At 70.8% G+C, this 1,417-nt stretch carries 2 protein-coding genes and 1 pseudogene; all 3 read left to right on the forward strand.

Annotation, left to right across the window (positions count from 1 at the left end):
* A pseudogene (locus tag AC5RV2_RS17945) lies at nucleotides 1-668 on the forward strand (hypothetical protein); the annotation flags it as partial.
* Nucleotides 665-883 carry a hypothetical protein gene (locus AC5RV2_RS17950; protein WP_494093454.1) on the forward strand — a complete coding sequence of 73 codons (219 nt, stop codon included), beginning with the start codon at nucleotides 665-667 and terminating at the stop codon, nucleotides 881-883. The pseudogene AC5RV2_RS17945 and the gene AC5RV2_RS17950, both read left to right, overlap by 4 nt.
* Before the next feature lie 139 nt (nucleotides 884-1,022).
* Nucleotides 1,023-1,268: a PspC domain-containing protein gene (locus AC5RV2_RS17955; protein WP_494022473.1), complete on the forward strand. Its 246-nt coding sequence runs from the start codon at nucleotides 1,023-1,025 to the stop codon at nucleotides 1,266-1,268.
* Nucleotides 1,269-1,417: the final 149 nt, after the last annotated feature.

Here is a 1,417-nt window from a genome sequence, read left to right on the forward strand (position 1 = left end):
CCCCCCGCGGCCCCTCGGGTGCGGCCATCGCCCTGACCCTGGGCGCCGCCATGCTGGCCGCCGGCGTGGTTCTGGGGCTCAACGCGCTGGAATTCGTTGAGCTGGGCCGGAATGTCGTGCCCGTCGCCATCGCCGCGGCGCTGGTCGTGATCGGCATCGGCGTCGTGGTGATGGGCGCCGTCGGCCGCACCTCCGGCGTCCTCGGTTTCCTGGCCGCCGTGGGACTGGTCCTTGCGCTGGCCTTCTCCGCGGGAACGCAGTGGACAGCCTCCAACTTCGCCATCGCCTCCAGCCGCACCTGGACCTCGGCCGCGACCCCGGCCCAGGGTGACGGCTACAGCGTCGTGGCCGGCGACGGCACCGTGGACCTGCGCGCCGTCTCCGGTTCCCGTTTCGGCGGCCCGGCCGTCGTCCCGGTCAACGCCGTGGCCTCCTCCATCACCGTCATCATCCCCGACGACGTCCCGGTGAAGGTGGAAACGCAGATGGCACTGGGCAACGTCGAATACGTCACCGGCGCGGACAGCGGCCGGCAGTCCGGGTTCTGGCAGCCGGGAAGCTACACCATCAACGACGACGGCGGGGCGCCGGAGATCGTCCTGGCCGTCCGCGGCGTGGCCAGCAACGTCGACATCGTGACCGTCAGCGAACTGGAGGAAATCCGATGAGCAGCCAACTGAACCGCGAGCAGGATCGCCGTCCCCGCGTCGGCACCATCATCTGGGGCTTGATCGCCGTGGCCGTCGGCCTGCTGGTGCTCGCCGGGACCTGGTGGGACATCAGCTTCAACTGGGCCTACGTGATGATCGCCCTGCTGATCGGCTCCGGCATCGCCCTGGTGGTCGCCGGCGTCCTGAGCGCCACCCGCAACCGGGACCGCTAGCCCGGGACCGCCGGCCGAAGACCGACAGGCCCACACCCTCCAGCCAGGACCGACAACCAAGGCGGCCCGCGCCACCCGCGCGGGCCGCTTACCACGAACCGGCAGTGACAACAGCTCCCGAACACGAAAGCATGGTGCCATGGATACCTTCTACCGAGTGCTCCGCTCCAGCCCCGTCCGCCGCGGCCCCGACCGCTGGGTCGCAGGCATTTGCGGCGGCATCGCCGCCAGGTTCGGCTGGGACGTGATGTGGGTGCGGATCGCCACCCTGCTGGTCTTCCTCTTCCCCGGCGTCGGCATCGGCACCTACCTGGTGTTGTGGCTGCTGCTGCCGAAGTACGACGGCAGCATCGCGCTGGAGAAGCTGCTCGCCGGCAAATCCTGATCCGACTCTCTTGTCCACCGGCCGGAGGACAAGAGAGTCGGCAGGACGGACGTGCCGGCCACGGCCCCGGGCGGGGCATGCTGGAAGCATGAGAACACCCGCCACGGCCCGCGCCGCTCAGGACGCCCCGGGCGCGCCCGCCCCCCCCC

It is taken from the genome of Arthrobacter sp. Y3225116 (assembly GCF_059091245.1).

What these genes read in the sequence shown, in the direction of transcription:
- AC5RV2_RS17950 (WP_494093454.1), top strand. Translation starts at nt 665, where the DNA reads ATGAGCAGCCAACTGAACCGCGAGCAGGATCGCCGTCCCCGCGTCGGC.
- AC5RV2_RS17955 (WP_494022473.1), top strand. Translation starts at nt 1,023, where the DNA reads ATGGATACCTTCTACCGAGTGCTCCGCTCCAGCCCCGTCCGCCGCGGC.